We start from the raw sequence: 726 nt of genomic DNA, 5'->3' as shown, positions 1-726 counted from the left end.
ATTCTTTCCGAGTGGCACGATGGCGCAACAGATCGCGTTACGTATTTGGTGTGATGAAACGGGGGAGAACACGGTCGCGTATCATCCGCTCTGTCATCTTGAAATCCATGAACAGGACGGTTTGAAGGAGTTGCATCACATCGAACCGATTTTAGTCGGGGACGAAAATCGGGTGATGACACTCGAAGAGATTCAAGGGTTGCCAGACATCGCATGTCTATTGCTCGAACTTCCACAACGGGAAATCGGTGGGGAATTGCCGACCTTCGAGGAACTTGTGGCGATTCATGAACACTGTCGTGAGAAAGGGATCTATCTGCATCTGGACGGGGCACGACTGTTCGAATCGCTACCGTATTACGAAAAAGAAGCATCTGAAATCTGTGCACTTTTTGATAGCGTGTACGTCTCGTTTTATAAAGGAATCGGTGGGATTGCCGGTGCCATCCTTGCTGGACCGAAATCATTTTGTGACACGTCGAAGGTGTGGAAGCGACGCTACGGCGGTGATTTGATTAGCCTTTACCCGTACATTCTTTCTTCAGATTATTATTACGAGATGCGGAAAGATAAGATGACCGAGTATCGGGATCATGCCGTACAGTTGGCAGCACGATTCAACGGACTCGACGGCGTCTGGACGACGCCACGCATCCCGGTCACAAATATGTTCCACCTCCACTTTCAAGGGGAGAAGGAAGAACTAAGTGAGAACATTGCTCGCAT

The 726-nt window shown here is 49.2% G+C and carries 1 protein-coding gene; it reads left to right on the top strand.

The window, feature by feature from the left end; all coding sequences use genetic code 11:
- Positions 1-726: threonine aldolase family protein (locus tag ON063_RS14730; protein WP_274665638.1), on the top strand; the 726-nt coding region annotated here is incomplete at both ends.

The organism is Exiguobacterium sp. B2(2022) (assembly GCF_028823655.1).
Lineage (GTDB): Bacteria > Bacillota > Bacilli > Exiguobacteriales > Exiguobacteriaceae > Exiguobacterium > Exiguobacterium aestuarii_A.
This window is presented reverse-complemented; position numbering and strand designations above follow the sequence as displayed.